This window comes from Mesorhizobium sp. WSM4813 (assembly GCF_055811555.1).
Map to the genome: position 1 here is coordinate 53,177 of NZ_JBVVQU010000014.1, position 25,619 is coordinate 78,795.

Annotated in this window: 26 protein-coding genes; 11 read left to right on the plus strand and 15 right to left on the minus strand. The window is 61.2% G+C overall.

The window, feature by feature from the left end; all coding sequences use genetic code 11:
• Positions 1-32 precede the first annotated feature (32 nt).
• Entirely contained in the window at positions 33-551 is a 519-nt protein-coding gene (gene fabA, locus AC0L25_RS10445) for a 3-hydroxyacyl-[acyl-carrier-protein] dehydratase FabA (RefSeq protein WP_023802127.1), read from the minus strand.
• A 242-nt stretch (positions 552-793) separates the two neighbouring features.
• Here fabA and irrA point away from each other — a divergent pair, with 242 nt between their 5' ends.
• Positions 794-1,225: an iron response transcriptional regulator IrrA gene (gene irrA / locus AC0L25_RS10450; RefSeq protein WP_006337949.1), complete on the plus strand. Its 432-nt coding sequence runs from the start codon at positions 794-796 to the stop codon at positions 1,223-1,225.
• 79 nt (positions 1,226-1,304) lie between these two features.
• Here irrA and AC0L25_RS10455 read toward each other — a convergent pair whose 3' ends face one another.
• Positions 1,305-1,862 carry an SH3 domain-containing protein gene (locus AC0L25_RS10455; protein ID WP_352951387.1) on the minus strand — a complete coding sequence of 186 codons (558 nt, stop codon included), beginning with the start codon at positions 1,860-1,862 and terminating at the stop codon, positions 1,305-1,307.
• A gap of 157 nt (positions 1,863-2,019) precedes the next feature.
• Between AC0L25_RS10455 and AC0L25_RS10460 the strand changes: the two genes are divergently transcribed.
• A complete protein-coding gene (locus tag AC0L25_RS10460; RefSeq protein ID WP_123146526.1) occupies positions 2,020-3,021 on the plus strand; it encodes a 2-hydroxyacid dehydrogenase in 1,002 nt (333 codons plus the stop codon).
• Positions 3,022-3,050: 29 nt separating this feature from the next.
• On the opposite strand, the gene AC0L25_RS10465 is transcribed toward AC0L25_RS10460, so the two are convergent.
• The 12 genes from AC0L25_RS10465 to AC0L25_RS10520 all read right to left on the minus strand — a co-directional run bounded on the left by AC0L25_RS10465 (position 3,051) and on the right by AC0L25_RS10520 (position 15,171).
• Positions 3,051-3,533, minus strand: a complete 483-nt coding sequence (locus AC0L25_RS10465) for a GNAT family N-acetyltransferase (RefSeq protein WP_473595406.1) — start codon at positions 3,531-3,533, stop codon at positions 3,051-3,053.
• 4 nt (positions 3,534-3,537) lie between these two features.
• A complete protein-coding gene (locus AC0L25_RS10470) occupies positions 3,538-4,293 on the minus strand; it encodes a molybdopterin-synthase adenylyltransferase MoeB (RefSeq protein ID WP_473595407.1) in 756 nt (251 codons plus the stop codon).
• 178 nt (positions 4,294-4,471) lie between these two features.
• Positions 4,472-5,638 carry a DNA replication/repair protein RecF gene (recF, locus tag AC0L25_RS10475; protein ID WP_473595408.1) on the minus strand — a complete coding sequence of 389 codons (1,167 nt, stop codon included), beginning with the start codon at positions 5,636-5,638 and terminating at the stop codon, positions 4,472-4,474.
• A 128-nt stretch (positions 5,639-5,766) separates the two neighbouring features.
• Positions 5,767-6,885 carry a DNA polymerase III subunit beta gene (gene dnaN / locus AC0L25_RS10480; RefSeq protein ID WP_095487902.1) on the minus strand — a complete coding sequence of 373 codons (1,119 nt, stop codon included), beginning with the start codon at positions 6,883-6,885 and terminating at the stop codon, positions 5,767-5,769.
• 320 nt (positions 6,886-7,205) lie between these two features.
• Positions 7,206-8,750, minus strand: coding sequence for a chromosomal replication initiator protein DnaA (gene dnaA / locus AC0L25_RS10485; protein WP_473595409.1), 1,545 nt, complete (start codon positions 8,748-8,750; stop codon positions 7,206-7,208).
• Positions 8,751-9,595: 845 nt separating this feature from the next.
• Positions 9,596-9,862, minus strand: a complete 267-nt coding sequence (rpsT, locus tag AC0L25_RS10490; RefSeq protein ID WP_029356919.1) for a 30S ribosomal protein S20 — start codon at positions 9,860-9,862, stop codon at positions 9,596-9,598.
• Positions 9,863-10,043: 181 nt separating this feature from the next.
• Positions 10,044-10,817, minus strand: a complete 774-nt coding sequence (locus tag AC0L25_RS10495) for an enoyl-CoA hydratase (RefSeq protein WP_473595410.1) — start codon at positions 10,815-10,817, stop codon at positions 10,044-10,046.
• Between the two features lie 100 nt (positions 10,818-10,917).
• Positions 10,918-11,829, minus strand: coding sequence for a bifunctional DNA-formamidopyrimidine glycosylase/DNA-(apurinic or apyrimidinic site) lyase (gene mutM / locus AC0L25_RS10500; protein ID WP_473595411.1), 912 nt, complete (start codon positions 11,827-11,829; stop codon positions 10,918-10,920).
• Positions 11,822-13,060 carry a phosphopentomutase gene (locus AC0L25_RS10505; protein WP_473595412.1) on the minus strand — a complete coding sequence of 413 codons (1,239 nt, stop codon included), beginning with the start codon at positions 13,058-13,060 and terminating at the stop codon, positions 11,822-11,824. The genes mutM and AC0L25_RS10505 overlap by 8 nt, the downstream gene beginning before the upstream one ends.
• A 319-nt stretch (positions 13,061-13,379) precedes the next feature.
• Positions 13,380-14,000, minus strand: a complete 621-nt coding sequence (locus AC0L25_RS10510; RefSeq protein ID WP_473595459.1) for a TadE/TadG family type IV pilus assembly protein — start codon at positions 13,998-14,000, stop codon at positions 13,380-13,382.
• Between the two features lie 38 nt (positions 14,001-14,038).
• Positions 14,039-14,596, minus strand: coding sequence for a TadE/TadG family type IV pilus assembly protein (locus AC0L25_RS10515; RefSeq protein WP_473595413.1), 558 nt, complete (start codon positions 14,594-14,596; stop codon positions 14,039-14,041).
• Between the two features lie 152 nt (positions 14,597-14,748).
• Positions 14,749-15,171 (minus strand): pilus assembly protein N-terminal domain-containing protein, encoded by a 423-nt coding sequence (locus AC0L25_RS10520; protein ID WP_352964462.1) that lies wholly within the window; start codon positions 15,169-15,171, stop codon positions 14,749-14,751.
• A gap of 352 nt (positions 15,172-15,523) precedes the next feature.
• On the opposite strand from AC0L25_RS10520, the gene AC0L25_RS10525 reads away from it, so the two are divergent.
• The 9 genes from AC0L25_RS10525 to AC0L25_RS10565 all read left to right on the plus strand — a co-directional run bounded on the left by AC0L25_RS10525 (position 15,524) and on the right by AC0L25_RS10565 (position 24,607).
• Positions 15,524-15,694 carry a Flp family type IVb pilin gene (locus AC0L25_RS10525; protein ID WP_456002897.1) on the plus strand — a complete coding sequence of 57 codons (171 nt, stop codon included), beginning with the start codon at positions 15,524-15,526 and terminating at the stop codon, positions 15,692-15,694.
• Between the two features lie 152 nt (positions 15,695-15,846).
• Positions 15,847-16,365 carry an A24 family peptidase gene (locus AC0L25_RS10530; RefSeq protein ID WP_473595414.1) on the plus strand — a complete coding sequence of 173 codons (519 nt, stop codon included), beginning with the start codon at positions 15,847-15,849 and terminating at the stop codon, positions 16,363-16,365.
• Positions 16,366-16,588: 223 nt separating this feature from the next.
• Entirely contained in the window at positions 16,589-17,401 is an 813-nt protein-coding gene (gene cpaB / locus AC0L25_RS10535) for a Flp pilus assembly protein CpaB (RefSeq protein ID WP_473595415.1), read from the plus strand.
• Complete coding sequence (locus AC0L25_RS10540; protein ID WP_473595416.1) at positions 17,398-18,927, plus strand: type II and III secretion system protein family protein; 1,530 nt, start codon at positions 17,398-17,400, stop codon at positions 18,925-18,927. The genes cpaB and AC0L25_RS10540 overlap by 4 nt, the downstream gene beginning before the upstream one ends.
• A 14-nt stretch (positions 18,928-18,941) precedes the next feature.
• Positions 18,942-19,679, plus strand: coding sequence for a CpaD family pilus assembly protein (locus AC0L25_RS10545; RefSeq protein WP_473595417.1), 738 nt, complete (start codon positions 18,942-18,944; stop codon positions 19,677-19,679).
• 34 nt (positions 19,680-19,713) lie between these two features.
• Entirely contained in the window at positions 19,714-20,997 is a 1,284-nt protein-coding gene (locus tag AC0L25_RS10550; protein ID WP_473595418.1) for a CpaE/TadZ family protein, read from the plus strand.
• A gap of 29 nt (positions 20,998-21,026) precedes the next feature.
• Positions 21,027-22,535: a CpaF family protein gene (locus AC0L25_RS10555; protein WP_473595419.1), complete on the plus strand. Its 1,509-nt coding sequence runs from the start codon at positions 21,027-21,029 to the stop codon at positions 22,533-22,535.
• Between the two features lie 29 nt (positions 22,536-22,564).
• Positions 22,565-23,578 (plus strand): type II secretion system F family protein, encoded by a 1,014-nt coding sequence (locus AC0L25_RS10560; RefSeq protein ID WP_473595420.1) that lies wholly within the window; start codon positions 22,565-22,567, stop codon positions 23,576-23,578.
• A gap of 12 nt (positions 23,579-23,590) precedes the next feature.
• Positions 23,591-24,607 carry a type II secretion system F family protein gene (locus tag AC0L25_RS10565; protein WP_473595421.1) on the plus strand — a complete coding sequence of 339 codons (1,017 nt, stop codon included), beginning with the start codon at positions 23,591-23,593 and terminating at the stop codon, positions 24,605-24,607.
• Positions 24,608-24,712: 105 nt separating this feature from the next.
• On the opposite strand, the gene AC0L25_RS10570 is transcribed toward AC0L25_RS10565, so the two are convergent.
• Positions 24,713-25,534, minus strand: coding sequence for a tetratricopeptide repeat protein (locus AC0L25_RS10570; protein ID WP_473595460.1), 822 nt, complete (start codon positions 25,532-25,534; stop codon positions 24,713-24,715).
• Positions 25,535-25,619: the final 85 nt, after the last annotated feature.

A 25,619-nucleotide genomic window follows, 5' to 3' on the forward strand; every position in this document is an offset into this window, starting at 1 on the left:
GCCGTGGACTCGCGGCGCTGTGGAGGCGCCGATCAGGCGGCTGCCGATTGCTTGGACAGACCCACCTTGAGATCCGTTGCTGCGTATATGGGTTCGCCATCCGCCTTCAGCCAGCCATCGGCGATACCGAGCACCAGCCGGCCGCGCATCACGCGCTTGAAGTCCACGCCATATTCCACCTTCTTGACCGACGGCGTCACCATGCCTTTGAATTTCACTTCGCCGGTCGACAGCGCCATGCCCTTGCCCGGCTCGCCGAGCCAGCCGAGGTAGAATCCCGTCAATTGCCACATGGCGTCGAGGCCCAGGCACCCCGGCATGATCGGGTTGCCGATGAAGTGGCAGGCGAAAAACCACAGGTCCGGCTTGATGTCGAATTCCGCGCGGATGAAGCCCTTGTCGAAGGCACCCCCCGTCTCGCTGATTTCGGTGATGCGGTCGAACATCAGCATCGGCGGATAGGGGAGCTGGGCGTTTCCAGGTCCGAACAGCTCGCCGCGGGCGCAGGCAAGCAGTTCCTCGTAATCGTAGCTGGATTTCGAAACCGCCATCAATCTCGTCCCCGTAATCGTCCGGGCGGTAGCGCGCCCTTGTCGTTGGTTTCCTAACACAATCTATTTCCGGCCGGAAACCGGCGTTTGCGCTTAACCTGCCCGTCTGCCTGGGTCAATGCGCGCTATTGATCGTATTCGGCCGACAGAATATATGTCGGGGGGTGTCCAGTTTCGCTCAATGTTCGGTTTTTGGCATTCTGGGCATGTCTTGAGGCAAAACTTTGAGCTTGGACGGATAGATGGATCTGGGCTGCCGGAAGGAAAATGTCGCTGTGGACAAGCGGGTTCGCGAAGCTGGCCTGAGGCCGACGCGTCAGCGCATTGCGTTGGCCGATCTGCTTTTCGCCAAAGGCGACCGCCATCTGTCGGCCGAGGAGTTGCACGAGGAGGCGATCGCCGCCGGCGTGCCGGTTTCGCTTGCCACCGTCTACAACGCCCTTCATCAATTTACTCAGGCGGGCCTTCTGCGCATCCTGGCCGTCGAGGGGTCGAAGACCTACTTCGACACCAACACCTCCGATCACCATCATTTCTACATTGAAGGCGAAAACAGGATCTTCGATATCGCCAGCGGTCCTGTCACGGTTTCCAACCTGCCGGAGCCGCCGGAAGGCATGGAGATCGCCAATGTCGATATCGTGGTGAGGCTGCGCCCCAAACGCTGCGATTGATCGGCGCTTTATGAGGCCGCGAGATACCGTCTCGCCAGTATCGGCCTCTAGACCATGATCCCCAACCGACAAAAAGAGGTCAGTTCTTGACCCGTTCGCCCGGATAGGCGCCCCAGACGAGCGACTGGGCGAGCCAGCCGGTGTGGCCGTTGAAGGTCATTTCGCACCACTGGCCGTCACAGGACTTGATCGTGCCCATGGCGCCCGGCTCGATGATCGCGACGATGCTGGCATCCTTTTCCGGGTCGTCGAGAAGGTTGACTCGGGCATCTTTGCCCCGCTGCCAGGGAGCTACGATCGCCGTGCGGCGGCCTGAAAGCAGCGACTGGTTGATCCAGCCTTCCGACCCGTCGGCATCGCGCACACGACGCCAGGTGTCGAATTCCTGGATGATCTCCATCGGCAGGCCGGGCTTCATATACATCCAGTCGACGGAATAGTTGACGCCTGGTCCGACGCGGGAGTTGACGCGGCCCGCTTTCAGGCTGACGAAACGCGGCAGCGGCAGGCCGCTCGGGCCGAGCGTTGCGCTCTGGGCGGGTGCTGCCGCATTCTGTGCCGCCACATGCGGGGAATGAAGGAGAGCGCCGAGAAATGCTGCGCTGAGGGCCAGGCGGAGCGACGCGAAACCAGACACTTTCATTCCTTTCGGCGCCGGCTCATCGGCCTTGGCGCCCCTTTTTCTTTGTCTTCGGCGGAACCTCTTGTTACATGATGAACTGGCACCGCGACCGGCCTGCAGTTTCGCCTGTCTTGGTTAAAGAGGTCTCAACGAGGTCGGGTTCGAGGAAACAATGGTAGGCAGAAAAAGGCCCCTCGTCGTCATCACGCGCAAGCTGCCCGACCCGGTCGAGACCCGCATGCGTGAGCTGTTCGACGCCCGGCTGAATGTCGAAGACAGGCCGATGACGCAGCCAGAACTGGTCGCCGCGGTCAAGGAAGCCGACGTGCTGGTGCCGACCATAACCGATCAAATCGACGCGGCGCTGATCGCTCAGGCTGGCGACAACCTCAAGCTGATCGCCAATTTCGGCAACGGCGTCGACAAGATCGACGTGTCAGCAGCTGCGAAGAAGGGCATTACCGTCACCAACACGCCGAACGTGCTGACCGAAGATACGGCCGACATGACCATGGCGCTGATGCTGGCGGTGCCGCGGCGGCTGGCGGAAGGCGCCAATGTGCTGACCGGCGACAAGAAATGGGCCGGCTGGTCGCCGACCTGGATGCTCGGCCGGCGTATCTGGGGCAAACGCCTCGGCATTGTCGGCATGGGCCGCATCGGCACCGCCGTCGCCCGACGGGCCAAGGCCTTTGGCCTGTCGATCCATTATCACAACCGCCATCGCGTGCTGCCGGCGGTCGAGGATGAGCTGGAGGCGACCTACTGGGAAAGCCTCGACCAGATGCTTGCCCGTATGGACATCATCTCGGTCAACTGTCCGTCGACGCCAGCGACCTTTCATCTGCTTTCGGCACGGCGCCTGGCGCTTCTGCAACCGTCCGCTTACATCGTCAACACAGCGCGCGGCGACATCATCGACGAGGACTCTCTGGTCAAGCTGATCCAAGACGGCAAGATCGCCGGGGCGGGCCTCGATGTCTACGAGCATGAGCCGGCGCTGAACAGCAAATTGCTGAAGCTCGCCGCCAAGGGCAAGGTCGTGCTGTTGCCGCATATGGGGTCGGCGACGCTCGAAGGCCGCATCGACATGGGCGAGAAGGTGATCATCAACATCCGCGCCTTCTTCGATGGCCATCGGCCGCCGGATCGCGTACTGCCGCTGCGGACGTGACCGGCCGCTCACCTTAAGTCAGCGAAAGCTTACGAAAGCACCTTGCGCATGGTGATCGAGGTCGGTCGGTCATAGCCGTTGTGCGCCGTCCGTTCGGTTTCGCGAAAGCCGAGGCGGGCAAAGGCCGCGTGGTTTCCGGTCAGTTCGACCCGCGTCTGAAGCTCGATCGCAGGCTTGCCGCGGTTGCGGGCAAGATCCTCGACAGCTTGCATCAGCTGCCTGCCGATACCCTGTCCCCGAAAGTCCGGTTCGACCGCGAGCTTTCCGACATAGAAATCGTCGGCCAGTTCCAGAGCAAAAACGCAGCCGACGATCCTGCCGTCCTTCAGCGCCGCAAAGGCCGTCTCTTGCCGGGCCTTGTCCCGGAGATTTTCGACCGTGAGCCGATGCGCCGAGGATGGCGGATCGACGACGCCGTCCATGGAAGCGAAGGCGCGCATGATCAGCGCCAGCACCTCGTCCCAACGGTCGAAATCGGCCGGAAGCTGCGCAACGGAAACCAGGCTTCCCAAAAATCTAACTTCTCTTGTAGCGAATCGTGTCGAAGCGCGCGGTCAGCGCATCGTAAAGCAGCAGCCGGCCGACCAGCGGCTCGCCAATGCCCGCGATCAGCTTAATCGCCTCCATTGCCTGCAGCGTACCGACGACGCCGGTCAGCACGCCGAGCACGCCGGCCACAGCGCAGGATGGCACCAGGCCGGGCGGCGGCGGTTCCGGAAAAAGATCGCGATAGCCTGGATATGGCTTGCCGTCCGCGCCGGTCTCGAAAGGTTTCAGCACGGTCACCGTGCCGTCGAAGCGGCCGACGGCGGCATGTACCAGTGGCCGCTTTTCCGCGGCGCAGGCGTCGGCCACAGCATAGCGTGTTTCGAAATTGTCGGAGCCGTCGACGACGATGTCATAGCGGGCGACGAGAGCAGGGGCGTTGTCCGCCGTCAGCCTGAGATTGTGCAGTTCCACGGCGACGTTGGGATTGATGCGGGCGATCGCCGCTTTGGCACTGTCGGTTTTCGCCATGCCGACACTGTCGGTGCCGTGGATCACCTGTCTTTGTAGGTTTGACAGCGAGACGCTGTCGTCGTCGACGATGCCGAGCGTGCCGACGCCTGCGGCGGCAAGATATTCGAGCACCGGCGCCCCCAGCCCGCCGGCGCCGATGACCAGGACCCGGGCACGCTTCAGTCGCTGCTGGCCGGCGCCACCGATTTCGGGCAGCACGATGTGGCGGGCGTAGCGTTCGAGTTCTTCGTCGGTTAGCGCGGTGGTGATCATCGCCGGACCATATAGCGGAAGAAAAACGTTGTCAGGCGTCAATGCATGTCGCTCAAAAGTGCGCAGCGGTTTTGGGATAACGACATGCATAAAGTTCAAATGCATGTCGCCCAAAAAGCCTGCCCTCGGGCTTGGCCAGAGGGTGCGCAGCAGTCTTGGGATAACGATATCCACCAAATCAAATGGTTGGCATAACCGTGCCATGATCGACGGTCAGGAACTGCGCGCGTTCCTTGAGACTGGAAAATAGCGCCGCATCGGTTCCGGTCATGAAAGCCTGGCAGTTCAGCTCTTCGAGGATCGAGAACAGCGCGGCACGCCGGCCTGCGTCGAGATGGGCAGCGATTTCGTCGAGCAGCAGGATCGGCGTCATGCCCGACATCTCGCCGGTCAGCCGGGCATGCGACAGGACCATGCCGACCAGCAGCGCCTTCTGCTCGCCGGTCGAACAGAGTTCGGCCGGCATCGCCTTGGGCCGGTGCCGCACCACGAGATCCGAACGATGCGGGCCGTCGAGCGTGCGCCCGGCGGCGCGGTCGCGATCGCGGCCTTCGGCAAGCGCTTGGCGGAACCGCTCTTCGACATCGACAGCCGCGGTGGTGCCGACTTCGCTTTCCAACGTGCCCGACAGGCCGATGTCGGCTTGCGGAAACGGACCGCCGCTTGGCAGTCTGTCGATCATGGCGGCGAGCAGGCGCACCAGTTCGGCACGCGCCGCGGCAATCGCCACACCGGTTTCGGCCATTTGCGTCTCGATCGCATCGAACCAGGCGCCGTCACGCGAGCCTTCGGCCAACAGCCGATTGCGGCCCCGCATCGCTTTTTCGTAGTCCAGCGCGCGCTGGCCGTGGCCGGGATCGATCGCCAGCACCTGCCGGTCGAGGAAGCGCCGGCGGTCTGTGGCCGGCCCAGTGAACAATGCATCCATCGCCGGTGTCAGCCAGACGACGCGCAGCCATTCCAGCATGTCTTCCGCCGAGCGCGCTGCCGCGCCATTGATCCGCACCCGCCGGCCGCCCTCGCCGGCGGCGTCGCCGCCTGCAATGCCGGTGCCAATCTCGACCGGTCCGTCCGGCCCATTGAGCCGGGCATGGATGGCAAAGCCGCCGTCCCCGCCTTCACGCGCAACGTTGGCATAAGGTGCACGGCGCAGTCCGCGCCCCGGCGTCAGCAGGGAAACCGCTTCCAGCAGGTTGGTTTTGCCGGCGCCATTGTCGCCGGAAAAAACCACGGCGCCGGGACCGAGGTCGATCGACAGTGTTGCGTAATTGCGGAAGTTAGTAAGTGACAGCTTACTTACATGAGTCTGCTGGTCGCGCTCAGGCTGCTTCGCAACTCCGGTCATATCAGCAAGATGGCCTCGTTCGGGCCTAAAGCGCACCGCGTGTGACCGGCCTCATGCAACGCGCTTTAGGTTGTTGTTTTATGCATGTCGTTATCGCAAAACCGCTGCACACTTTTGCGCGACATGCATCAGACCCGCATCGGCATCAGCACGTAGAGCGTGGTTTCGTCGGCCATGTCGTGGATCAGCGTTGGCGAACCGGCATCCGCCAGCATGAATTTTGCCTCAGTGCCGGTCAACTGGGCGGCGACGTCGAGCAGATATTTGGCGTTGAAGCCGATTTCGATCGCGTCGGACGAATAGTCCGCGGCCAGTTCCTCGGTGGCGCTGCCCGAATCCGGATTGTTGACCGCAAGCGTGACCTGGCCTTCTCCAATCGAAAGCTTCACCGCCCGGCCGCGTTCGGACGAAATGGTTGAGACACGGTCGACGGCGGCGGCGAAACTTTGGCGGTCGATGATCAGCTTCTTGTCGTTGCCGGTGGGGATGACCCGCTGATAGTCCGGGAAGGTGCCGTCGATCAGCTTCGAGGTCAAAACGACACTGCCGATGGTGAAACGGATCTTGGTGTCCGACAATTCGGTGGTCACGGCGATATCAGGGTCGTCGACAAGTTTTTGCAGCTCGCTGACCGTCTTGCGCGGAATGATGATGCCCGGCATGCCTTCGGATCCTGCCGGCGCGTCGATCTCAGCGCGCGCCAGCCGATGGCCGTCGGTCGCTACCGAGCGCAGCTTCAGCTTGCCGTCGGCGTCATGCGTGTGCAGATAGATGCCGTTCAAGTAGTAGCGCGTCTCTTCGGTGGAGATGGCGAATTGGGTTTTCTCGATCAGGCCCCTGAGCGCGACCGAGTCGAGCCGGAAGATGTGCGAGAACGATCCGGCCGAAAGCTCCGGGAAATCGGATTGCGGTAGGCATTGGAGACGGAAGCTCGAGCGGCCCGAGGTCACCGTCATGGCGTTGCCGTCCTCGTCGGTCTTCAGCATGACCTCCGCGCCGTCGGCGAGCTTGCGCACGATGTCGTAGAGCAGATGCGCCGGAACCGTCGTCGCCCCGCCGCGCTCGACCTTGGCGGGCGTGGCTTCGGTCACCTCCAGATCGAGGTCGGTAGCCTTCATTTCGAGGGTGGCGCCTTCGGCGCTCAGCAGCACATTCGACAGGATCGGTATGGTGTTGCGCCGCTCGACCACGCGATGAACGTGGTTGAGCGACTTCAGGAGATTTGACCGTTCCAGGATAACACGCATGACGAAACAGGCTCGCTTGAATGAATGAGCGGGTCTCCGGCAAGCGGCAACCCGCGAAAGGTCTGAACAGGCTCAGAATCTGCACAAACTGACAGGAAAAAACCCGTAAACGCAAGCCCGCGCTACCGGTTCGGGCCGGTTACGCGGGCTTTCTGGGGATAAAACTGGCGAAGTCCGCAAGCCAATGCTTGTCGCCCAAAAGCCTACCCTCGGGCCTGACCCGAGGGTGCGCAGCGGTTTTGGGGCAACGACATGCATAAAACAAAGATTTCAAGCGCGTCGCAGCCATCCAAATGCGACATGCTTTGTTTTCGGGCCGGTCAGGCCTGATCGTTGATCAGTCTTCTCAGCAATTCGAGCTCCTGCGCCAGCGTGTTGTCGACGCCTGAAAGATCCTCGATCTTGCGCACGGCATGCAGCACCGTCGTATGGTCGCGGCCACCGAAACGCCGTCCGATCTCCGGCAAGGAGCGCGGTGTCATCACCTTCGACAGGTACATGGCGACCTGCCGCGGCTTGACGATGGTGCGCGTGCGCCGGTTGGACAGAAGTTCTGTCTTCGACACATTGTAGTGGCGCGCGACGATGCGCTGGATGTCCTCGATGCGCACCCGCTTCGGCTCGCCCGAACGATAGATGTGGCCGAGGATCTCGTCGATACGGTCGATGGTGATCTGCGGTTCGAACGACTGGCGGAACAGAAGCTGGTTGAACGCACCTTCGAGTTCGCGCCCGCTGCCGGTCACCGTGCGAGCGACATGGTCGAGGATCTCCTCCGAGATGTCGAGTGACGCATCATCGGCCTTGGCGGTGGCAAGGCGCAGCTTGAGCATGCCGATGCGCATAGCGAAATCCGGCGCCGACATTTCGAGCGCGACGCCGCCGTTGAGGCGCGAGCGGACGCGGGGCTCCAGCGATTCCAGTTCCGACGGCGGCCGGTCGGCGGCGACCACCACCTGCTTAGCGCTGTCGAGCAGCATGTTGATCAGGTGGCAGAATTCATGCTGGATCGACTTGCCCTGCAGGAACTGCATGTCGTCGATGATGAGAAGGTCGATGTCGCGCAGCTGTTCCTTCAGCGTCAGCGCGTTGTTGTCACGGATCGCGGTGGCAAACCGCCACATGAAATATTCGGCCGTGAGATAAACGACACGCGACTTCGGATTTTGCTTCAGCGATTCCGCCGCGATCGCCTGCAGGAGGTGCGTCTTGCCCAGCCCCACCGTCGCGTGAAGAAAGAGCGGATTGAAGCGCACCGCGCTCGACTGCGATTCCGCTACCGCTTTGGCGGCGGCGAAGGCCACCCGGTTCGACGGACCCTCGATGAAGGAGCCGAACGTGTAGCGCGGGTCAAGCGGCGAACCGAGCACATTGTGCCGGAATTCAGTCTCTGCAGGCATTCCCGGGCGAGGTGCCGGTACCCGCTCCACCCTGCCGGGGCCTGCTGTTCCCGCGGCCAGCGCCGTTTGCGCTTGCCTGGTCATCTTGCGCGCCGGGGCCACCTCGGGCTCAACGCCGTTGCGCCCCGGGCGGGTAGCGGTGCGCACGACGATCTCGATCTTGAGGATTTCAGGATCCTCGTGTTTCCACAGCTCGGCGATGAGATCGAGATAGTGGCCATTGATCCACGAGCGCAGGAAGGCGGTGGGCACCGAGATGCGGACAATGCCCCGGGACGCCTCGGCGACCTTCATGCGTCCGAACCAGCTCGAATAGACTTCGGTTCCCAGACGTGCCTTCAACTGGGCCTTGACCCGGTCGAACTTTTGTTCCGCGGCGATGGAAGCCGACATATCGTCCCCTTCGGCTAAGGTTCCAGGGAATGGGAGGTCGCCCGTAAGCTCCCTTTCGATGCCGCTCTGCATGATCGAGTTCCTTGTCCTTTTGTACCTTTTTCCGCCGGGAATGCGCCTCCTGCATCCATGTTTCCGGCGACCGTGTCTTCGCTGCGACACCATCGCCGCCGCCGGCAGATGATGTCGCCTCATTGTCAGGGATCCGGCGCCGGCTCCTCAGAGCCAGCCCGCTTTGGTCATGTCAGGGCAATACAATTCCGCCCGGCGAAATGCCGGCGCGTCATTCATCTGCCATGTACAATTACGCCAATCCCCTACCGTATCGAAAAGACAAACCAAGCCCGTACGCGGAAATGATCCACGTCACGAATTCTGCCATTTTTTGCTGGCCGATTCAGGCTGGGTTAAGGGCCAACGGCCCGTCCCTCTCGATAGACCGACATTAACGAAATCGCTGTGGATAGGGCAAGGCCACGACTAACGGATTTTTAAGGAATGTGGTTAGCGCAGACGGGTTCGGAGCCTGCGTTGCACTGGTATGTTTTGACAAAGCCATTGTGATTCAAACCCTTTTCCGGCGAATATGAAAAAGGCCGCATCGCGCGAAATTTTCTGAAATAATTTTCTTGACAGGCAAATGTTCCCCGTCCCTCACGCCTGATGTGAACAAGCTGTGGATGACCGTCAATAACTTATTGAAAAATAAAGCTGATTTTTGACAGCTGATATTCTCGCCGTGAACGCTTTCAGCGGCTGCGCGTATCAGCAGGCATGTATATGCCGGCAAAGCATTTCCAACATTGAAATCGTGCGGAGTGTCCGTTTGCGAGATTTCTTTTTAAGTACTTGCCGGCAAACGAAAAAACCCGGCACGAGCGGCCGGGCTTGAACAAGACAAGATCAGTAAAGGTATATTAGGCCGACAGCACCTTGAGTCGCTGGGCCAAGCGCGACACCTTGCGGGATGCCGTATTCTTGTGCACCACGCCCTTGGTCGCGGCGCGCATCAGTTCCGGTTCCGCCACCTTGAAAGCAGCCTGCGCGGCAGCCTTGTCGCCCGAGGCGAGCGCCTCTTCGACCTGGCGGATGTAGGTCCGCACGCGCGAGCGGCGGTTCTTGTTGATCGCCGTGCGACGGGCGATCTTGCGCGTTGCCTTTTTGGCCGAGGAGGTATTGGCCATGATGCCTCTCTTCTGATCTGGTGAGCGCATGCGGGATGTCGCAGGGCGCAAAAACAAACGGGCAGCCACAGGGCCGCCTCGGTTGGTGCGGCTTATAGTTCAGCTTTTCCGGCGCGTCAACGCTGCTTCGCCTTCTTTTTGGCCGCTGCGGTTGCTCGTTTCTGGCCGCTGTCGTCACGATCTATCGGTTCGTGAATTTTGGCTTCCGCTTCTCGGCAAAGGCCGCCATGCCTTCCTTCTGGTCATCGAGCGCAAACAGCGAGTGAAACAGCCGGCGCTCGAACCGCAGCCCTTCGGCCAGTGTCGTTTCATAGGAGCGGTTGACGGCCTCTTTCGCCATCATCACTGACGGCAGCGAAAAATCGGCTATCTTGGCCGCCGCCTTCAACGCCTCATCGAGCAGCTCGACGGCGGGCACCACACGCGACACCAGGCCGCAACGCTCAGCTTCCGCCGCATCCATCATCCGTCCAGTCAGGCACATATCCATCGCCTTCGACTTACCGACGAAGCGGGTGAGGCGCTGCGATCCGCCCATGCCCGGCATGACGCCGAGCGTGATCTCGGGCTGGCCGAACTTGGCGTTGTCGGCGGCGATGATGAAATCGCACATCATCGCCAGTTCGCAGCCGCCGCCGAGCGCATAGCCGGCCACCGCCGCGATAACAGGCTTGCGCGCCCGGGTGAACTCTTCCCAGCCGACGAAGAAATCCTGCACATAGGCGTCGACAAAGGAGATCGCCTGCATTTCCTTGATGTCCGCACCTGCCGCGAAGGCTTTTTCGGAGCCGGTGATGACCATCGCGCCGATGTCGGCATTCGCGCAAAAGCCGCTCACGGCCGCGACCACTTCCGCCAGGACCTGGGAGTTCAGCGCATTGAGCGCTTTCGGCCGGTTCAGCGTGATCAGCCCGACTTTGCCGCGGGTTTCGACGATGATCGTTTCATAGGCCATGACTGTATCTCCTCGCTCGGTCATCTAGCGTACATCTGGTGTCCAGCTCACACTCGGGATCTAGGTCACATCCGGCACCCAACTCACACCCGGCACTAGCTCACAACTGACAGGTCCGGCAATAGAAGGTGGAACGCCCGCTTTGCACGATGCGCTCTATATGGCCGCCGCAGCCGTGCTTGGAGCAGGGTTCGCCCTCGCGATCGTAGACCGCGAACGAGTGCTGGAAATAGCCCAGAGAGCCGTCGGTCTGCACATAGTCACGCAGCGACGATCCGCCGGCGGCGATCGCATCGGCGATCACCGCGCGGATGGCTTCGGCCAGGGCGTCGCGCTGCTGTTTGGCCTTCTTTCCAGGCTTTGCGATGGAGCCGGCCTCGCGCAACGGCGACAGACCGGCGCGCCACAGGGCCTCCGACACATAGATATTGCCGAGCCCGGCGATCAGCCGCTGATCGAGAAGTGCTGCCTTCAGCGGCGACTTCCGGCCTTTCAGCAGCGAGGCGAGCAACTCGCCGTCCAACGCATTGCCTGTCGGCTCGACGCCCAGCCCCGCCAGCATCGGATGCGTGTCGGGCGCCCCTTCGGAGAACAGCATGAAGCCGAAACGGCGTGGATCGTTGAAGGTCACGCGGGACCGGGCGCCTTCGGGAGAGACGATATGGAAGACGACATGGTCGTGTACCGCGCTTTTCGAACGCTCGTGATAAAGTGCACCCAACATTTCGCTGCTGCTATCGGGCATTTTGCTGTCATCGGACGTTTCGATGTGGAACGAACCCGACATGCCGAGATGGCAGATCAGCACCGGACCGCCTTCCAGATGCATCGTCAAATATTTGGCCCGGCGGCCGAGCGCTGTAATCGTCTTGCCGGTCAGCCTCTCCAAGAATTTTTCGGGAAACGGAAAGCGCAGGTCGGGCCGGCGTGCCTCGACGCGGGCGATGCGGGCCCCTTCCAGAACCGGCTGCAGACCCCGCCGCACCGTTTCGACCTCAGGCAACTCAGGCATGACCGCCTATCGTTGCATAGAAAGAGGTGCCGTGACGGCCGCGCGCCAGATCAAGATGCTCGGCGACGGTTTCTCCGATGTCGGCGAACGTCGTTCTGAGCCCAATGTCGCCGCCAAAACCTGGTCCGGTGCCGATCACCGGAATGCGTTCGCGTGTATGATCGGTGCCGTGCCAGGTCGGATCGTTGCCATGGTCGGCCGTGAGGATGAGAAGGTCGCCGTGCCTCAGCCGTGCAAGCGCCTCCGGCAGCCGCCGGTCGAAGGCCTCGAGCGCGGCGGCATAGCCGGCAACGTCGCGCCGATGGCCGAACTCGGTGTCGAAATCGACGAAATTGGCGAAGACGAGATCGCCGTCGCCCGCGTCAGCCATCGCGCCGAGCGCCTTGTCGAACATCGCCATGTTGCCAGCGGCCTTGCGCACTTCCGAAATGCCGCGATGAGCGAAGATGTCGCCGATCTTGCCGACCGCGATGACCCGGCTGCCACGCGCCGTCAACCGGTCGAGCAGGGTCGGTTCCGGCGGCGGCACCGAATAGTCCCGGCGGTTGTGCGTCCGTTCAAAGCTGGCGGTGGTTTCGCCAATGAAAGGCCGCGCGATCACCCGTCCGATGTTCAGCGGATCGACCAGCCTGCGCACCACCTTGCAGAATTCGTAGAGCCGTTCCAGGCCGAAATGAACTTCATGCGCGGCGATCTGCAGGACGGAGTCGACCGAAGTGTAGCAGATCGGCTTGCCGGTGCGGATATGCTCCTCGCCGAAACGCCCGATGATCTCGGTGCCCGGGGCATGGCAATTGCCGAGAATGCCCGGCACCTCTCCTTCGCGAATGATCGCTTCGGTCAGTTCGGCTGGAAAGGCGGGAACCGTGTCCGGGAAATAGCCCCAGTCGAAGCGGACCGGCAAGGCGGCGATTTCCCAATGGCCTGATGGCGTGTCCTTGCCGCTCGAAATCTCCTGCGCCGCGCCATGGAAGGCGGAGGCGAGCTGGACCTTGCCGCCGCTGTCGATGCTGAATCCTGTCGCGGTTTTCGCCGCGTGGCCCAGGCCGAGCGAGAGCAGGTTGGGTACGAAAAGCGGGCCTTCGCGCAGCCCCTCGCGATCCGCCCGGCCTTCCGCGCAGGCTCTGGCGATGTGTCCGAACGTGTTGGAACCGGCGTCGCCATAGCGCTCGGCGTCAGCTGCGCCGCCGATGCCGAAGGAATCGAGAACAAAAAGGAAGGCGCGCGCCATTGCAGGGGTTCATTGTTATCGTTTGTCTGTCCGCCCAGACATAGGGGGCTGCGCCGCCATTGGCAATTCGGAAGCAGACGGCTTGGCGCGATAGTTGAGATGTGGCGAATGCCGGCATCGGCGTGGATCGACGAAAAACCAGCGGGGAACTGACATGAGGCGTGCCTTGAAGGCATCAGTAGCCATCACGCCGGTGGGTGCGGCCTGGTCAAACCCGGTGCGCGCCGTCGCTGGCTCGAAGGATTACGCGATGGCTGCAGCCATCGTGCGCCTGGTGTTAGACAACGACCAATGGCGGTCGGAGTCGGGCGCGGTCGTTTCAGCAGGTGCTGCAGGGGATCGTCGGGCTCCTGCGGGGCCTGAGATAATAGGTTTCGCCCATCGATATCGAGTCGAAAGCCGAACTCAATCCAAGCCGCTTCTCACTGTCGGCCGACCACGTGATGATCGGCTGGTATGCGAGATTGCTTTCGACGCGAATGAGAAAGGTGCCCTTGATCTCGAGTGTCGGTGGAACCTTGGTGATGGAGTTCTTGGCGGCGGCCGCGCTGAAGGCGCCGCCGACCATCTTGCGTGACCACACGACCAGCACCTTTGGCGTCGTTTCGTCCGTGACCTGTATTGCGGTGATGATGATTTCCGGGGTCGATCGGTTGTATGGCTGAAGGGTGGAGTTGCCGATCTGCATGATCGCATCGAGATCGGCTGCCGTGATGGTCTGCTGCTGGGTAACGAGATCCGCCACCATGCTGCCGATGCGACTGACCTTTTTGCTGGTCTCGATGGCTTGTGAGGCTTCCATGGTCATGAAGTACATGATCAGCAGGACGGGCACGATGAAGGCAAACTCAACGGCCGCGACACCGCGGCGATCAGAGCAGAACCGGATGGTTTTCGTGCATATCCCAGCGATCCTCATATGTGCCCCCGCACGTCCCATGTCTTCGTCCTTTTCCCACCCCACGCAACGGTGCGTTTTCAATTGTCGAACGGCTCGTTCTGCCAGGTCACCGATGCGAAATGCAGCGTGTTGCCGTCTTTCAGATTGGCCATCGACTTGGCCATGAAATCGGTCATGACGGGCCATTTGTAAAAAACCCGCAGCATGTTTATTGATTCAGCCAAGCCCGGGGATACCGTAAAAGCCGCTGGGTCCGTGCCGGTCAGCACGATTTCGCGGTCATGGATCTTGAAGCCCGCCTGGGCCGCGGCGGCGAAGGTCGGATACTCGCGCAGGTCCACCTCCAATCCCGGGCAGTCCTTGGCGACCATTATCTCCAGCCGGCTGCAGATCATGGTCTTCAGCGTGGCCTCGGTCACATCGGCCTGCCTTACCTGGCCCGTCCGTAGCTGGCGCGCGACATCGTCGGTGATGTTGGCCATCACCTCTTGCCCGGCAAATGAAATGCAGCTCTCCAGTATGGCAAAGATGAGGAGCGCAAATGGCACCGCAAGCATCGCAAACTCCAAAGCCGTGCTGCCGCGCCGGTCGCCAAGGAAGCGCACGGAAAAGCCCGCTGGTCCTGCTTTGATCATATCCCGTGCCTGCCGATCCTGAAGGGGTGTCGGAGGGGACATTAGCGCAATCCCATTGAAGTGCGGTTTGGATGATCGTTAAATTCGAAGGAGAGGTTTTAACAGGCTGATAACCGAAGCGGCATTTTCACCGGGGTGAGAACATTCGCTCGTTACCGGCCGGCGCTCATCTCGGCTTCCGAGGCTTTCTCCGCATCGCTTTTATACGAGCTTTCGCAATACGGCGTGCACGACATGGTCTGGATTTCGGCACGCCGATAGATGCGCACCGACGACGCGTCCTGCCGCACGACGGTGATCTGCTCGTCGACGATCGGACGGCCCTCTTGATCGAGGACGACGAGGTTGGTGACGCCGAAGCCCTTGCCCGTCAGCACGATCGTCGAAGCATCCTGCACGGAGGCGTCGGCGATCGCCGGGTTGCCGACGACGATCGTATCGGCGGCGCGCGACAGTTTGACGATCTTCGCCTGGTTCATCGTGACCTCGATGCCGGCGCCAGCCTTGGCCGGCACGACAAAGGCGATGGCGGCAAGGAGCGCGGCAATCGGAAAGGACGATCTCGGCCCGGTCATTGAAGCGCTCCACGGCGGCAAACTGCTCAACGGAACATGAACGAGATTGGTGAACCAACGGTTAAGCGGAGGGGTGCGGTGATGATGTCGGGATCGGCATAGCGATCGCCTGGCTCGGGCCGCCCCCTTTCCCAATCGCTAGATTGCGCCTTTCGCGGCCCTTGAAGTGCCTGTCGGGCATAGGCGTCACTTAGTTTACGGTTAACCACGCAATGTCATCGAAGCCGGAAAGGAATCGGTAAGGCTGTTTATTAAGCCGATCGAAAGAGCTTCTCCGTAGATTGGCAGTATCCGATCAGCCGCCAAGAGAAGTTGACGGAACTGCTGTAACACGTGGAGTAGGAGCTCTCGAATGTCTAATCTCATCGCACGTTTTGTGAAGGACGAATCCGGCGCGACCGCTATCGAATACGGTCTGATCGCCGCTCTCATCGCGCTCGCCATCATGGTCGGCGCCGGCTCGCTGGGCAACGCGCTGAACGCGAAGTTCAACGGGATCGCCACTTCGGTCAACGCTTCATAACAGATCACGACGTCCGATCGTTTTCTAGAACAGGGCCGCCTCACGGGCGGCCCTGTTTCGTCGTACCGCAGATTTTCAGCTCGCAGCCTCATCAATCGTTAATCGAACATGTCTAAGATGGGCCAGGTATAGTTGACCATAGGCCCGCGCCGATGCTTGAAGCCCTGATCTTTGTTGTCTTTCCGTTCTGCATGCTTTTCGCCGCGATCTCTGACATGCTGTCGATGACGATCGTCAATCGGGTGCCGGTGCTGCTTGTGGCCGTCTTCGCCCTGGTCGCGCCGCTGACGGGAATGGACTGGGCAACCTATGGCTGGCATTTCGCCGCCGGTGGCCTGATTCTCGCCGTGACCTTCGGTCTGTTCGCGCTGGGCGGCATGGGAGGCGGCGACGCCAAGCTGCTGGCCGCCACTGCCGTGTGGATGGGGCTCAATGTCCATCTCATCCAATATCTCGTGATCTCGACGTTCATCGGTGGCCTGCTGACGCTCGCAATCCTCATCTATCGGAAATCGCCGCTTGCGGCCGTTACAAGCCACAATCCGTTTTTACGCCATTTCGCCGACGAGACATCAGGCGTTCCCTATGGCATCGCGCTTGGCATTGGCGGCCTGCTCACCTTTCCGAATTCGCCGTTGATGACGTGGGCACTTGCAAGGCTGGCGGCCTAATTCTCGCTGCGAACATTTTTTCGTCAGACAAAGTCTTCCATTCTTCGATTTGGCGTTGGAGCAGGCGGAGTGGCCGCCTTTTTTGGGGTCCGGAGCGATGCGTCAAATTTATGTAAACCTTAAATTAATCACGATCGTAAGTATTAAATTAACCTTGTTTTGACGATTGCCGCTGCAAGGTCCGGCTTGGCTACGTGGTTTTGCCAAGGCGAGGTTCGGACAGATGCCAGCATCCCGACTGATCATTCTAGGCGTGGCGGTGGCCGCGGCGGGTGGTGCAGGATATGTTGCAAAAAACATGGTGGCGGCTCCGCCGCCTCAAATCGTCAATTCCGGGCCCGAGGCGCCGGCGATCGCGCTGCAGGACGTGCTTGTCCTGACCGGCGACGTTCCGATGGGCAGTCCGCTCGAGAACAACATCAATTGGCAGTCCTGGCCGGCCGATGGCGTCAACGCGAATTTCATCACCCGCGCCGCGGAGCCCGATGCAGTTGAGAAGCTGAAAGGCGGCGTTGCCCGTGTAGCGATGTATGCCGGTGAGCCGTTGCGGCGCTCCAAGCTGATCGGCGAGGGACAAAGCTTCATGTCGTCGATCCTGCCCTCCGGCATGCGGGCCGTCGCCACAGCCGTATCGGCCGACACTTCGGCCGGCGGCTTCATTCTTCCCAACGATTTCGTCGACGTCATCATGACCCGCAGAGCCGATGCCGCGGCCGGCGGCAGCGGCTTTACGACCGAGACCATTCTGAAGAACATTCGCGTCCTGGCGATCGACCAGACAATCCAGGAGGACGAGGAAGGCAAGAGGACCAGGGTCGGCCAGACCGCGACGCTGGAGCTGACATCGCAGCAGGCGGAAATCATCACCGTGGCCCAGCAAATGGCGGATCGCCTGACATTGGCGCTGCGGTCGATCAGCGACACCCAGGAGAAGAACCTGGGCGAGGCCGACTATCTCGTTTCCGGCAATGGGCGGCGCGGAACAGTACGGTTGATCAAGTCGGGCGAAGTTTCCGAAGTGGGGGCAAGGCAATGAGGCTAAACGCTAGACTGCCGGTCACCCTGGCTGCGGCAATCGGCCTGTTCCTCCTTGGAACGAATGCGCATGGCCTCCTCGAGGCGAATGCGGCAGGCAGGAACGCCGAGGTGTCGGCATCGACCGCCACCCAGCGCGTCAAGCTCGGCCTCAACAAATCGGTGGTCATCGACCTGCCGAGCGACGCCTATGATATTCTCGTCGCCAACCCGGCGGTGGCCGATGCTGTGACCCGCACCGCCAGGCGCATCTACCTGTTCGGTAAGGCGGTGGGCGACACCAACATCTTCGTCTTCGGCCCCAATGGCGAACAGATCGTCAGCCTGGATCTGGCAGTCGAACGCGACGTCGCCGGATTGGAAGACTATATCAGGCGCTTCATACCTTCATCGACCATCACGGTCGAATTGCTGAACGACAACGTCGTCCTGACCGGAACCGTGGACACTCCCCTGGATGCCAAGCGCGCGGTCGATCTGGCCACCATCTTCGTGTCCGGCGGTGAAGCGACCACAGGACAATATTCGCAGACCGCCTCCGGCGGCTCGGGCGAAGCCGGTGTCGACATCGACAATCCGGATTCCGAGCGTCGCATCAGCAAGATCGTCAACCTGCTGCAGATCATCGGTGACGACCAGGTGACGCTAAAGGTGACGGTCGCGGAAGTCAGCCGCTCGGTGATGAAGCAGCTCGGCGTCAACTTGATCGGCAGCGGCAGCAGCAACGGCATCAGTTGGAGCGCGATAAGCGACAACTTCGCCGGCTTGGGCAAGTCGCTGTCGAACTCTGGCCTGGCTATCGGCACCTCGACGCTGGACGCCTACATAAACGCCATGGAACAGTCAGGCGTCATGAAAACCCTGGCCGAGCCGACGTTGACGGCCGTATCCGGCGAGAAGGCGACTTTCAAAGTGGGCGGCGAATTTAACTTAGTGACCAGCGCTTCCCGAGCAGTGTCCGACGATAACCAGACCGGTGTGAAGACGTATGAAATCGAGAAGATCGAATACGGCATTGGCCTGGAATTCCAGCCGGTGGTGCTGTCTCCCGGCCGCATCAGCCTGAAGGTCAGGACGTCGGTTTCCGAGCCGACGACGGAGGGATCGGTATCTTTGTCCGATGGCGTAACAAGCCCCGGCATGAATGCGCTGTCGCTCCGCAAACGCTTGGCCGATACGACGGTGGAGCTGCCTTCCGGCGGCTCGATGATGATCGCCGGCCTGGTACGGGATGACATCAGGCAAGCCGTCAACGGCCTGCCTGGGCTGACCAAAATCCCGGTGCTTGGCACGCTGTTCCGTAGCCGGGACTTCGTCCGCAACGAGACCGAGCTCGTCATCATCATCACGCCTTACCTGGTGAAGCCAGTGACGCGCAACGCTCTTGCCAAGCCGGACGACAATTTCAACGCCGCCAGCGATGGCGCCGGCATGTTCCTAGGCCGTGTCAATCGCGTCTACGGCACCATGCAGACCGACAAGCCCAACGGCCGTTACCACGGCGTTGTCGGGTTCATCTACAAGTAAGCGGGGAAGCAGACATGTCTCAGTCAGCGTTGAAGGCAAGGGCGATCACCGCAGCGGTGCGGTCCGGCCGTTCGCGGATCTTCCGGCCAGCCATTCCGGTCCTGGCCGTCGCGATCGCGGCATTGCTGGCGGGCTGCGCCAAGCGGGACAGCATCACGGTCGGCGCTGTTCCGGACGATTATCGCACCACCCATCCGATCGTGATTGCTGAGAAGAACCTGAAGATCGACCTTCCGGTCGGCGCCGGCGATCGCGGCATGACCGACTCTCAGCGCGATACCCTTCTGGGCTTCCTGGACGGGTATGACAAGAGCGCCGCTCCGACTCTGACGATCTCTATCCCGAGTGGTTCGGCCAACGAGATCGCCGCGACCGCGGCCGGCCGCGATTTCGCCAGACTTGCGATTGCCAGCGGCATCAGCCGGAACCGGATCGTCATGACCGCCTACCAGTCGGTTTCGGCCGAAGCGTCCGCGCCGATCCGCGTCGCCTATGTCTCGGTGAAGGCGCAGACCGACAGATGCGGACGCTGGCCCGAAGACCTCCTGCAGACCTCGGAAAACAAGCACTATGCCGATTTCGGCTGCTCGTATCAGAACAATCTTGCCGCCCAGATGGTTAATCCGACCGATCTGCTCGGACCGCGCAAGCAATCCGATATCGACGCGGAAAATCGCGGCGCGGTGATCGACGTCTATCGCCAGAGAGGCATTTCGGACGAGTTCCTCGGCAATTCGGAAGTTGATTATTGAGCTTGAGCCGCGCGAGTCACGGAAAGAAATGACGATGAGCAATCTTGCCTACGACACAGCGGTAGATGGCGGCGAAACCTCGCAGCAGGACATCGCCGCCATGCACGCGTTGCGGCCGATTCCGCGCATCTCGATTCAGGCATTTTGCGAGACCGAGGGCGTTGCCAACCCGGTCGAGCGCGCCGGCGAGGATCGTCGCATGGCGAAGGCCCATCTGAAGGTCCATATGGGCGGCATCGCCACCGCCATCGAATTCTACCAATCGGCGCCGACACCGAACCTGATCCTGCTGGAATCGCGCAGCGAGCCGACGCAATTGCTCGAGCATCTCACGCAGCTCTCCGAATATTGCGATCCGACCTCGAAGGTCGTGGTCATCGGCCACTACAATGACGTCGGGCTTTATCGCGAGCTCATCCGCTCCGGCATTTCCGAGTATGTCATCGCGCCGGTGTCGATGGCCGATATCGTCAGCGTGATATCGACGATTTTCGTTGATCCGGAAGCCGAGCCGATCGGCCGCTCGATCGCCTTCATCGGTGCCAAGGGTGGCGTCGGCTCCTCGACTATTGCCCACAATGTGGCTTGGGCGATGTCGTCGCTGTTCAAGTCCGAAGTGGTTGTCGCCGATCTCGACCTGGCTTTCGGAACGGCCAACATCAATTTCGATCAGGATCCCGCGCAAGGCATTGCCGAAGCCGTATTCTCACCGGAGCGCCTCGACGAGGTCTATCTTGATCGGCTGCTTGCCCAGTGCGCCCAGCATCTGTCGCTGCTTGCAGCGCCTTCAACGCTCGAGCGGGTCTATGATTTCGATCCCGACGCTTTCACGCAGCTTATCGACACGGCGCAGCGCAGCGTGCCGCTTCTGGTGCTCGATGTCCCCCACGTCTGGACGGGATGGACCAAGAACATACTGGTCAAGGCCGACGAGATCGTGATCACGGCGACGCCGGAGCTGGCCAATTTGCGCAACACCAAGAATCTGGTCGACATGTTCAAACGGCTTCGCCCGAACGATCCGCCGCCGAAGCTGATCATCAATCAGGCCGGCGTGCCAAAGCGTCCGGAGATTTCGTCATCCGACTTCGCCGATTCGCTCGGCCTGTCGCCGATGTCGGTCATTGCCTTCGAACCGTTGCTGTTCGGAAACGCCGCCAACAACGGGCGCATGCTCGGCGAAATGGATGCCAAGAACCCGGTTGTCGGCACGATCAACGAGATTGCCCATGTGCTGACCGGGCGCAGCGAAATCAAGGCAAGAAAGAAAGCGGGCCTCGGCAAATTCCTTGGCAAGTTCTCGCGCAGCAAGAAGTGATGCTTCCGGAGCGGAATTGGTAATCGATCATGTTTGGTAAAAGAGGCAGCGACGACGGCAGCCCGTTCACCCCGGAATTCCGTCAGCCGGCACCTGCGCCTGCCGCGCCGGCGGCAAACCCTGCGGAAACGGCGGTTCTTGCCAAGCCCGCACCGCCGCCGTCGCTTGGCGCGTCTGCCGCGCCGCCGCCCGTGCGCCGTGCGGTCGAGGCGCCGCCATTGGCGCCGGAGCCGAAAAAGATTCAGCGCCAAAAGAGCGAGACCTACTACGACACCAAGAGCCAGGTCTTTGCCGCGCTCATCGACACCATCGACCTGTCGCAACTCGCCAAGCTCGATCCCGAAAGCGCACGCGAGGAAATCCGCGACATCGTCAACGACATCATCGCGATCAAGAATTTCGCGATGTCGATTGCCGAGCAGGAAGAACTGCTCGAGGACATCTGCAATGACGTGCTGGGTTACGGGCCGCTGGAGCCATTGCTCGCCCGCGACGACATCGCCGACATCATGGTCAACGGTTCCAAGAACGTCTACATCGAGGTCAACGGCAAGGTCGAGCAGACCGGCATTCGTTTCCGCGACAACCAGCAGCTCCTCAACATCTGTCAGCGCATCGTCAGCCAGGTTGGCCGCCGCGTCGATGAATCGAGCCCGATCTGCGACGCGCGTCTTCCGGATGGTTCCCGCGTCAACGTCATCGCGCCGCCGCTCGCCATCGACGGCACCGCGCTCACCATCCGCAAGTTCAAGAAGGACAAGCTGACGCTCGATCAGCTGGTCAAGTTCGGCGCCATTTCGCCGCACGGCGCCGAAATTCTCAAGATCATTGGACGCGTCCGCTGCAACATCGTCATTTCGGGCGGCACCGGCTCGGGCAAGACGACGCTGCTCAACTGCCTGACCAACTATATCGACCGCGAGGAGCGCGTCATCACCTGCGAGGACTCGGCCGAGCTGCAACTGCAGCAGCCCCATGTCGTGCGTCTGGAAACCCGCCCGCCCAACCTCGAGGGCGAGGGCGAGGTGACGATGCGCGACCTGGTCAAGAACTGCCTGCGCATGCGGCCCGAGCGCATCATCGTCGGCGAAGTCCGCGGACCTGAAGTGTTCGATCTGCTGCAGGCGATGAACACCGGCCATGACGGCTCGATGGGCACGATCCACTCGAACAGCCCGCGCGAATGCCTAAACCGTATGGAATCGATGATCGCTATGGGCGGCTACACGCTGCCGCAGAAAACCGTGCGTGAGATCGTGGTTGGTTCGGTGGACGTGATAATCCAGGCTGCACGCCTGCGCGACGGATCGCGGCGCATCACCCACATCACCGAGGTGATTGGAATGGAGGGCGACGTCATCATCACGCAGGACATCGTCCTCTACAACATAAAGGGCGAAGACGCGAACGGCAGGCTGCTGGGTGAGCACGTTTCGACAGGGATTGGTCGCCCGCACTTCTGGGAGCGCGCCCGCTATTATGGCGAGGAACAGCGCCTCGCCAATGCGCTCGAGGCGATGGAGAAACGCGCTGGCTGATGTGTCTGGAAGCGTAGGGGCCGGAATCGATGTTCGGAATTGACGGCACCGTATTGGCATTCATCGTTCTCGCCGGCTTCAGCGCCGGCGCGGTCGCCTATGCTTTTCTGTTCAATCGGATCAGCACCGAGAAGCAAGTCGGCAGGCGGCTTGAAACGATCAAGACCGCCGAGACGGATGGTGCCGTCGTCAAGGCCTCGCGCGATCGCATGGCGGAAGCGGCCAAGCGGCGAAAATCGGTCCAGGATTCGCTGAAGGATCTCGAACAGAAGCAAAAAACCAACCAGAGCATTGTCAAAAAGCCGCCACTGAAGGCTCAGATCCGTCAGGCGGGCATGAAGGTCTCACTTGAGCGCTTCTATCTCTACTCGGCGGTTTGCGGCGTCGCCCTGACGTTTCTTGCCTATTTCATCAGCGCACCGTTGTATGTCTTGCCGGGTGCGCTGCTGGTCGGTGCTCTCGGCCTGCCACGCTGGTTCGTCTCGTTTTGCCGCGCCCGCCGGGTCAAGGCATTCCTTAACGAATTTCCGAACGCGCTCGACATCATCGTGCGTGCGGTCAAATCCGGCCTGCCGCTGAACGACGCCGTCCGCCTGATCGCCAATGAATCCCCTGAACCGGTCAAGACCGAGTTCCGCCGCATCGTCGATTCGCAGCAGATGGGCCTGTCGATCCCCGACGCCAGCATGCGCATGGCTGAGACAATGCCGTGCACGGAAGCAAGCTTCTTCGGTATCGTCATCCAGATCCAGTCCCAGGCCGGCGGCAATCTTTCTGAGGCGCTGGGCAATCTTTCGCGCGTGCTTCGCGACCGCAAGAAAATGAAGGCCAAGGTCCAGGCGCTTTCCATGGAAGCGAAGGCGTCCGCCGTGATCATCGGCGCGTTGCCTTTCGTCGTCGCCTTTCTCGTCTACCTGACAAGCCCGAACTACATCATGCCTCTATTTACCACCAACGCCGGCAATCTGATCCTCGGCTGCTCGGCGGTCTGGATGGGGATCGGCATCCTGGTGATGCGCAAGATGATGAACTTCGAAGTTTAGGATTTCGAGCGCATGACTGAGAACGTCGTCAAAACCCTTACCGATCCGGCGTTTCTGATTGCCTTGCTGGTCGGCATCGCGGTGTTTGCGACCGTCTTCACGCTGCTGCCTGCCTTCGGCGGAAACCAGCTCAAGGCGCGCATGAAATCCGTGGCGCTGGAGCGCGACGAATTGCGCGCCAAGCAGCGTGCGCGGCTTGCCGTCGAGGCCGATCGCCGCCGCAAAGGCCTGCGCGAGGAACAGTCGATCGGCATGCGCAATATTGTCGACCGGCTGGATCTTAGGCGCGCCCTGGCCGATGAAGGCACCTTGCAAAAACTCAAGGTGGCTGGCTTTCGCGGGCAGAATCCGCTGACGCGTTTTCTTTTCTTCCGTCTGGTCCTGCCCTTTGTCGGCTTCGCCCTGGCTGCGATGTATCTGTTCGTGCTCGGGGGGTTGCCGAAGCAGCCGCCTCTCATCAAATTGTTCGTCTGTATCGTCGTCGCCTATGGCGGTTTTTACGCGCCGGTGCTCTATGTCAACAACCGCGCCACCAAGCGCAAGCAGTCGATCCAGATGGCGTGGCCGGACGCGCTCGATCTGATGCTGATCTGCGTCGAATCCGGCATGTCGGTGGAGGCGGCGTTTCGCAAGGTTGCGGACGAGATCGGCGCTCAATCGGTGGCACTTGCCGAAGAGTTCATCCTGACCAATGCCGAGCTTTCCTACTTGCAGGAGCGCAAGCAGGCTTACGAAAACCTTGCAACCCGCACCGGCCTGGAGTCCGTTAAGTCGGTTTCACAGGCGCTGGTCCAGGCCGAGCGCTACGGCACGCCGGTGGCGCACGCGCTGCGCGTGCTTGCCGGTGAAAGCCGCGACATGCGTATGAACGCCGCCGAAAAGAAAGCCGCGGCCTTGCCGCCGAAGCTCACCGTGCCGATGATCCTGTTCTTCCTGCCGGTGCTGTTCGCCATCATTCTAGGCCCCGCCGGCATCCAGGTGAGCGAGCGCGGCATCTTCGGCGACGAACCGACATCCAGCAGCCAATAGCCACGGCGACAATAACTGCGAAAGCCGCGATGCTGATGCAGCGCGGCTTTTGTGTTTCCGGCATGTCGATGAATTGAGGGAACTGGCCGGTTCGAAGCAAGGCAGTTAGTTGGTGGCAGGCTTTGCCTTGTCCTGGTCCTTAAGCTGGCTCCAGGCGTTCTGCTGGGCGAGCATCTGGCGAAGGTAAGCCACGTTCGCCTGCGCCTGGTCGGGCGAGAGTTCCTGCGAAGCGATCTTCTCGGCCTCGTCGAAGCGGCCCTGCAGGCCGACGACCAACGCCAGGTTCTGGCGGACGCGGCTGTCGGCGTTCGGCTGCTGGGCGGCCGAGCGCATATAGGTTTCGGCCGTGCGCAGATCACCTTCCAGCACATAGGACATGCCGAGATTTGAAAGGATCGAAGGTTCGTTCGGCTTGAGGTCAAGCGCCTTGCGGTAATTCTGCCGCGCCTCGTCTCTCTGGCCAAGCTGGTCGAGAATCGCGGCTTCCGCCGACACCAGCTTCCAGTCGGGATATTCCGGTGTCTGCGCGCGGCGTACCGCGTCGAGCGCCGGCTCGAACTGCCCGTTGGCGGCAAGTGCCTTGCCATAGGCGGCGAGCACGTCGCGGTCCTTCGGCAGGGCGATCGCCAGCTTGCGCATCACCGCGAGCGATTGGTCGGCGTCGCCATCCATTTGCAACGCCGCGGCATAATTCGTGGCGATCCGCTTGTCGTTGGGGTTCTTGGCGTAGGACTGACCGAGCGCGATCGTCGCCTTGTGCAACTCGCCGGCCGACATGGTTTCCAGGGGTTTGCCGCTGGTGCGTCCGATCGAGCCGGTTGTCAACTTGCTGGTCCCGCAGCCTGCAACGCTTGCAGCGAGCGCTATTATGAACGCCGTGGTTATCAGCCGCTTCCCCGTGGCGTTCGTCATGCGGTTGGTCGGCATCTGCACCAGGGCCTCCATTCGTAAACGTGGCCATTACGTGGCCATCTTCCCTCCCGCAGAAATATTCTGTTAACCCTAACGGACA

Excerpts from the sequence above, each read along its gene's own strand:
- cpaB (WP_473595415.1), top strand. The coding sequence starts at position 16,589 with ATGCCAGCATCCCGACTGATCATTCTAGGCGTGGCGGTGGCCGCGGCG.
- AC0L25_RS10520 (WP_352964462.1), bottom strand. The coding sequence starts at position 15,171 with ATGACCGGGCCGAGATCGTCCTTTCCGATTGCCGCGCTCCTTGCCGCC.
- recF (WP_473595408.1), bottom strand. The coding sequence starts at position 5,638 with ATGACCGGAGTTGCGAAGCAGCCTGAGCGCGACCAGCAGACTCATGTA.
- AC0L25_RS10545 (WP_473595417.1), top strand. The coding sequence starts at position 18,942 with ATGTCTCAGTCAGCGTTGAAGGCAAGGGCGATCACCGCAGCGGTGCGG.
- AC0L25_RS10460 (WP_123146526.1), top strand. The coding sequence starts at position 2,020 with ATGGTAGGCAGAAAAAGGCCCCTCGTCGTCATCACGCGCAAGCTGCCC.
- AC0L25_RS10570 (WP_473595460.1), bottom strand. The coding sequence starts at position 25,534 with ATGCCGACCAACCGCATGACGAACGCCACGGGGAAGCGGCTGATAACC.
- AC0L25_RS10470 (WP_473595407.1), bottom strand. The coding sequence starts at position 4,293 with ATGATCACCACCGCGCTAACCGACGAAGAACTCGAACGCTACGCCCGC.
- AC0L25_RS10525 (WP_456002897.1), top strand. The coding sequence starts at position 15,524 with ATGTCTAATCTCATCGCACGTTTTGTGAAGGACGAATCCGGCGCGACC.
- AC0L25_RS10565 (WP_473595421.1), top strand. The coding sequence starts at position 23,591 with ATGACTGAGAACGTCGTCAAAACCCTTACCGATCCGGCGTTTCTGATT.
- AC0L25_RS10495 (WP_473595410.1), bottom strand. The coding sequence starts at position 10,817 with ATGGCCTATGAAACGATCATCGTCGAAACCCGCGGCAAAGTCGGGCTG.
- AC0L25_RS10555 (WP_473595419.1), top strand. The coding sequence starts at position 21,027 with ATGTTTGGTAAAAGAGGCAGCGACGACGGCAGCCCGTTCACCCCGGAA.
- rpsT (WP_029356919.1), bottom strand. The coding sequence starts at position 9,862 with ATGGCCAATACCTCCTCGGCCAAAAAGGCAACGCGCAAGATCGCCCGT.
- AC0L25_RS10530 (WP_473595414.1), top strand. The coding sequence starts at position 15,847 with ATGCTTGAAGCCCTGATCTTTGTTGTCTTTCCGTTCTGCATGCTTTTC.
- mutM (WP_473595411.1), bottom strand. The coding sequence starts at position 11,829 with ATGCCTGAGTTGCCTGAGGTCGAAACGGTGCGGCGGGGTCTGCAGCCG.
- fabA (WP_023802127.1), bottom strand. The coding sequence starts at position 551 with ATGGCGGTTTCGAAATCCAGCTACGATTACGAGGAACTGCTTGCCTGC.
- AC0L25_RS10505 (WP_473595412.1), bottom strand. The coding sequence starts at position 13,060 with ATGGCGCGCGCCTTCCTTTTTGTTCTCGATTCCTTCGGCATCGGCGGC.
- AC0L25_RS10540 (WP_473595416.1), top strand. The coding sequence starts at position 17,398 with ATGAGGCTAAACGCTAGACTGCCGGTCACCCTGGCTGCGGCAATCGGC.
- AC0L25_RS10560 (WP_473595420.1), top strand. The coding sequence starts at position 22,565 with ATGTTCGGAATTGACGGCACCGTATTGGCATTCATCGTTCTCGCCGGC.
- AC0L25_RS10515 (WP_473595413.1), bottom strand. The coding sequence starts at position 14,596 with ATGATCAAAGCAGGACCAGCGGGCTTTTCCGTGCGCTTCCTTGGCGAC.
- dnaN (WP_095487902.1), bottom strand. The coding sequence starts at position 6,885 with ATGCGTGTTATCCTGGAACGGTCAAATCTCCTGAAGTCGCTCAACCAC.
- dnaA (WP_473595409.1), bottom strand. The coding sequence starts at position 8,750 with ATGCAGAGCGGCATCGAAAGGGAGCTTACGGGCGACCTCCCATTCCCT.
- AC0L25_RS10510 (WP_473595459.1), bottom strand. The coding sequence starts at position 14,000 with ATGGGACGTGCGGGGGCACATATGAGGATCGCTGGGATATGCACGAAA.
- AC0L25_RS10550 (WP_473595418.1), top strand. The coding sequence starts at position 19,714 with ATGAGCAATCTTGCCTACGACACAGCGGTAGATGGCGGCGAAACCTCG.
- irrA (WP_006337949.1), top strand. The coding sequence starts at position 794 with ATGGATCTGGGCTGCCGGAAGGAAAATGTCGCTGTGGACAAGCGGGTT.